The sequence below is a fragment of the Streptomyces sp. HSW2009 genome, from assembly GCF_040240285.1.
Taxonomy (GTDB): Bacteria; Actinomycetota; Actinomycetes; order Streptomycetales; family Streptomycetaceae; genus Streptomyces.
The window spans coordinates 1-4,934 of sequence record NZ_JBEHZD010000550.1 but is presented as its reverse complement, the minus strand read 5'-3'; the positions used below and the strand labels follow the sequence as shown (position 1 = coordinate 4,934).

4 protein-coding genes are annotated in these 4,934 nt (G+C 71.7%); 2 read left to right on the top strand and 2 right to left on the bottom strand.

All coding sequences use genetic code 11. The features are described from left to right. The first annotated feature begins 844 nt into the window (after positions 1-844). A complete protein-coding gene (locus AAHZ94_RS28370; RefSeq protein WP_349996412.1) occupies positions 845-1,111 on the top strand; it encodes a DUF6274 family protein in 267 nt (88 codons plus the stop codon). Between the two features lie 519 nt (positions 1,112-1,630). Here the strand turns inward: AAHZ94_RS28370 and bldC are convergent. Both bldC and AAHZ94_RS28360 read right to left on the bottom strand, forming a co-directional pair. Then, a complete protein-coding gene (bldC, locus tag AAHZ94_RS28365; RefSeq protein WP_003949541.1) occupies positions 1,631-1,837 on the bottom strand; it encodes a developmental transcriptional regulator BldC in 207 nt (68 codons plus the stop codon). A gap of 557 nt (positions 1,838-2,394) precedes the next feature. Continuing rightward, positions 2,395-3,231 (bottom strand): DUF8083 family protein, encoded by an 837-nt coding sequence (locus tag AAHZ94_RS28360; protein ID WP_349996410.1) that lies wholly within the window; start codon positions 3,229-3,231, stop codon positions 2,395-2,397. Between the two features lie 190 nt (positions 3,232-3,421). Between AAHZ94_RS28360 and AAHZ94_RS28355 the strand changes: the two genes are divergently transcribed. After that, on the top strand, positions 3,422-4,570 hold the full coding sequence (locus tag AAHZ94_RS28355; protein WP_349996408.1) for a Leu/Phe/Val dehydrogenase: 1,149 nt from the start codon (positions 3,422-3,424) through the stop codon (positions 4,568-4,570). The last annotated feature ends 364 nt before the right edge of the window (positions 4,571-4,934 follow it).

Genomic DNA, 4,934 nt, shown 5'->3' with positions numbered 1-4,934 from the left:
CCCCCCCCCCGCCCCCCCCCCGCCCCCGTCCCGGGGGGTCGGGGTTTTTCCACAACACCCCCCCGCCCCGCCCCGGCGCCCGCCGGGCGCCCGCCTCTTCGCATGCGCGCCCCATCACGGCACGCCCCACACCCCGCCGGCGCCCCACGCCCCACAACCAACCCGGCCCGCCATCACCAACCCGGCCGCAACCCGCCCCGCCGCCGCCAACCCATGCCGGCCTGGCCCCAACCCGGCCGCGGCCCTGGCCCTGGCCCACCACCACCGGCACCGGCACCGGCACTCCAGCCGCAACCCGACTCCGACCCACCAGCCCCCCACCCGATTTACCCGAATCATCCGCCACCGCCGATGGCCGAAACCAGCCCCTCCAACCCCCGCCACGACCCGCACACCCCCACCACCCACCGGCCGCGCCGACACCCCTCACCCCACCCACTCGACCGATCCCACCCAGGGAACGGCCAGCACCCCACCCCGCGAAGCACCTGCCCGCTCCGTACGCACCCCGCGGACCCGAGCCCGTACGACCCGTACGCCTCACCCCGGAGTTCGGCGTACAACCCGCGGTCCCGGCCGGGACGAGCGGCCCCGTAGGCGCACGCCGAGCGCGCGCCTACGGCCATGGCCGTCGAGGGCCCGCGCCGGAGCCCCCGAGGGGCGCTCCCGCCGCATTTCGCAGCCTTCCTGCCGGCCTTCGGCCAGGTCCACGGGGGCGACCGGCACGCGCTCCGGCGGAACGGAACACGTTGACCCGTATGTGTTCACCCGTCCGTGCGCCTTGACTGGCGCACGCGCCGGCGGTACCCAGTCAGGAAGGCCGTGGGGGCCGGGAGGTACGCACATGGCGACGTCGACCAGGCACGAGACGAGGGCGTTGCTGCGCGCCCATCTCTCCGCAGCGATCGGGTACCGACATCTGACCCGGCACTGCCCGGTCTGCCACCGACTGTTACGGCTGGCACTGGAGCAGCCGGGCCCGCCGGCCGCGCCCGCGGCGAGCACCCCGGCCGGACACACCCGTCCGCCGGAACCGAGCACCGAGCCGGCCCGAACGCCCACCGGGCCGCCCGCCGGCACGACGCGGGACGAAAGTCCCGCCGGGCAGTGACCAACGGCGCTGTGTACGCCCCGTGTCCGGTGACAGGGTGAAGGCGTCCGGATACGAGGAACGCATATCGCACTCAAGGCATAGCCGACAAGTACGCCCCGCTGTGACGGGTGTCACCGAAAGACTTTCTGCAGTGGGGGAACTTACACCCCTCCTACACCCTCTCAATTTAATATGTGCAATTGCACCCTGCCGTACGAGCATCGCCGCAGGGGCTGAGAAGTGGGCCGGTTCGGCCGGTATGTCGCCCGACCGGCCGCGCCGGGGCGACCCCCAGCTACCCCCTCGTCACGCGGGGGCGGGCCGGCCGACGGCCCCGACGGCCGGGCAGGACCGGGACAGAGCCAGGGCGAGAGCGGGCACAAAAAAGATCGCGCTGGACCCGGCGGAGTCCAGCGCGATCGACGACTTACCCAAGTCACACGGGCGTGGCGTCTGTTGGGGCAGACGCCGGTCGTATGGAGCGAAACGGGCGCAGACCGGATTGGGGGACCCGATTTTGCCCGGTTATGCGGTTGTTCAGGCTTCGCTGCGCTGCTGCGGGATGCCCGCCAGGAGTGCACGGACCTCCGCTTCGCGGTAGCGCCGGTGTCCTCCGAGCGTGCGGATGGACGTGAGCTTGCCTGCTTTTGCCCAGCGTGTGACCGTCTTCGGGTCCACGCGGAACATCGTGGCAACCTCAGCCGGGGTCAGCAGCGGCTCGGCATCAGGGGTGCGAGCGGTCATGAGCGGCCTCCTCGGGAGAACCGAACCATCACGGTTCTTTCCTCTAAATTCTGCACCTTGACCCACGTTGCCCGAAATGGCGGACGCGGGCCGAGTCGGTTATAGGACGAACGGCTTGTCCTCGGCACTACAACTACACCATCTGTCCAGCCACGTCGGCCAAACCGATGGAATTGCCCTCTCAGGTGTTCAACCTCGACGGAAGCCGATGGACCATGCCATAGCGGACAGTCACGCCACCGTGACGATCAGTCACAGAAGGACCACGCGTCACCAGACCCACCAAGGAGCGCAATAGCGATACTTCCGCCCTTAGTTGGACGGAAGGAGCCCTTCCGGGACTCCTTGTCCTATTTTGGCACGAGGGTGGGGGATGGCCGCAAGGCCCGAACTTAGTGCTTTAGATCACGGTTGAGGCAATCGCCCCGGATCAGGACCAACGTCCCGATCCGGTCACGCCAGCACCCGCCGGTGCGTGACGACGCTCCCCAGCTTGACCCGGCCGCGCCGTACGCAACACCCCGTAACGTCCCTGAACCGCCGTCTGTGACGTTACTTCAGCTAGATCGTTGCCGATCCCGGACAGCGCTCCAACGTTCCGTCAGCCGCTCGTACGCGACCCCGGCCCGCGTGCCGTCACCGTCGCGCAGCGCGGCCAGCCCCTCCGCGACGTCCGCCGCCGAGTGGTCCTCCGCCAACTGCTCCTCCGGGAGGGCGTGCACGAGGCCGCCGTAGTCCAGCTCGACCAGCGAGCGGGGATGGAATTCTTCAAGCCAACGCCCCACGTCCACCAGGCCGTCGATCAACGGACCCTCGTCCAGCGCCTCCTTGAGCGCTTTGAGGCCGCGCGCCACCCGCCGTCTGGCCTCCACCATCGGCGTGCGGTACCGCAGCACGAGGCCGTCCTCGCCCTTGGCGTACTCCCGCTCGGCATCGGCGAACAGCACGAACCAGCGCACCGGCACGTGCCAGGTCGCGCTGCGAATCCACGGCCTGGCGTCCGGATTCCGCTCAAGCCAGCGCTCGAAATCGGCCACCGCCTGCCGGCGCACCACCGGCGGCAGCGCGGCGTCGATCAACGGCGCGGGCAGGTGCTCGGCGACCTCCTCCAGCGCGATCCAGCCACGGAGCCTGGTGCGCCAGGGGCAGATGCAGGTGACGCCGTCCACCGCGGCCACGAACGCGTCGTCGCTCTCGTGCACCGGAACCGGAACCGGCGGCACCGGAAGCAAGTCCGCGAGCGAGCGACGCAGTTCGTCCTGGGCGCTGGGGGTGCGCTCGCGGCGCGCGTACTCCGCCCAGTGGCTGCGCTCCGGCTCGGGAAAAGCGACCAGTGGCTCATAGACCCGCAGGTAAGCCGCGTACGGGACAATCACCGAAGACGCCAAGGCCACGCCCGCTCCCTCATAGGCCGAAGTTCCGTCCCGGGGGGCCTCGCCGCGCCGCCCGGCCGCTCGCATCGTCCCACGCACACCGCTCCCGGGTGAGTGATCCTCCGCACTGTGCGCTACCTCTGACGCCGCAGGTCTTACGCTCTTGCCAACCGGCCCTCCCCCACCCCCCGGAGGGCGCCCACCACGACTTATGGGAGTCACCACCGTGACTGACGTACGTCCGACCGTCAGCGTCGACGGTCCGACACCGAGCCGCGCGAGCGATCCGCTTTCCGTGCTCTTCCAGTCCGACCAGGGCGGCCACGAACAGGTCGTCCTCTGCCAGGACCGCGAGACCGGGCTCAAGGCCGTCATCGCCATCCACTCCACCGCCCTGGGCCCGGCCCTGGGCGGCACCCGATTCCACGCCTACGCCTCCGACGAGGAAGCCGTCCTGGACGCGCTGAACCTCGCCCGCGGCATGTCGTACAAGAACGCCCTCGCCGGCCTCGACCACGGCGGCGGCAAGGCCGTGATCATCGGCGACCCCGCCAGCGCCGCTGACGGCGGCATCAAGAGCGAGGAGCTGCTGCTCGCCTACGGCCGGTTCGTGGCCTCGCTCGGCGGCCGGTACGTGACCGCCTGCGACGTCGGCACGTACGTGACCGACATGGACGTGGTGGCCCGCGAGAACCGCTGGACCACCGGCCGCTCCCCGGAGCACGGCGGCGCCGGCGACTCGTCCGTGCTCACCTCCTTCGGCGTCTTCCAGGGCATGCGGGCCTCGGCCCAGCACACCTGGGGCGAGCCCACCCTCAAGGGCCGCACGGTCGGCGTCGCGGGCGTCGGCAAGGTGGGCCACCACCTGGTCGCGCACCTCGTCGAGGACGGCGCCAACGTGGTGATCACCGATGTGCTCGGGGCCTCCATCGACCGGGTCCGGGACCGCTTCCCGCAGGTCAAGGTGGTCGACTCGACCAGCGACCTGATCACAGGCGAGCTCGACGTGTACGCGCCGTGTGCGCTCGGTGGCGCGCTCGACGACGTCAGCGTGCCGGCCCTGACCGCCAAGGTGGTCTGCGGCGCGGCCAACAACCAGCTCGCCCACCCCGGCGTCGAGAAGGACCTCGCCGACCGCGGCATCCTCTACGCGCCGGACTACGTGGTGAACGCCGGTGGCGTGATCCAGGTCGCCGATGAGCTGCACGGTTTCGACTTCGACCGGGCCAAGGCCAAGGCAACGAAGATCTTCGACACGACGCTGGCCATATTCGACCGGGCCAAGTCCGAGGACATCCCGCCCGCCGAGGCGGCCGACCGGATCGCCGAGCAGCGGATGGCCGAGGCCCGCCGCGGCTAGTCGCCGACCGGCCGGGACCGAAGGCCCCGTGGAAGCGAGGACGGCGGCTGCGGCACCACCCCCCGCCGCGGCAGCCGCCGTCGCTTCCGCCCACCCCGGCACCGGGCCCGCAGCGCAGGACAGCGGGCCCCCGCCGCGGCGTCGCCGCACCTGAGCGGCGCCGCGAAGGACCGCCCCGCCCGGCGGAGCAGCCGTGACCCGGCTCGCCTCCGCCGTCAGCGGGGGGGGGGGGGCGGGCGGGGGGGCGCCCCCCCCCCGCCCCCGGGCCGCGCCGCCCCCCCCCCCCCCCCGGGGCCCCCCCCCCGCTTCGCGTACGCCACGCGCACCCCGCAGCGGCGACCGGCCGAATGGGGGAGACAGGGGT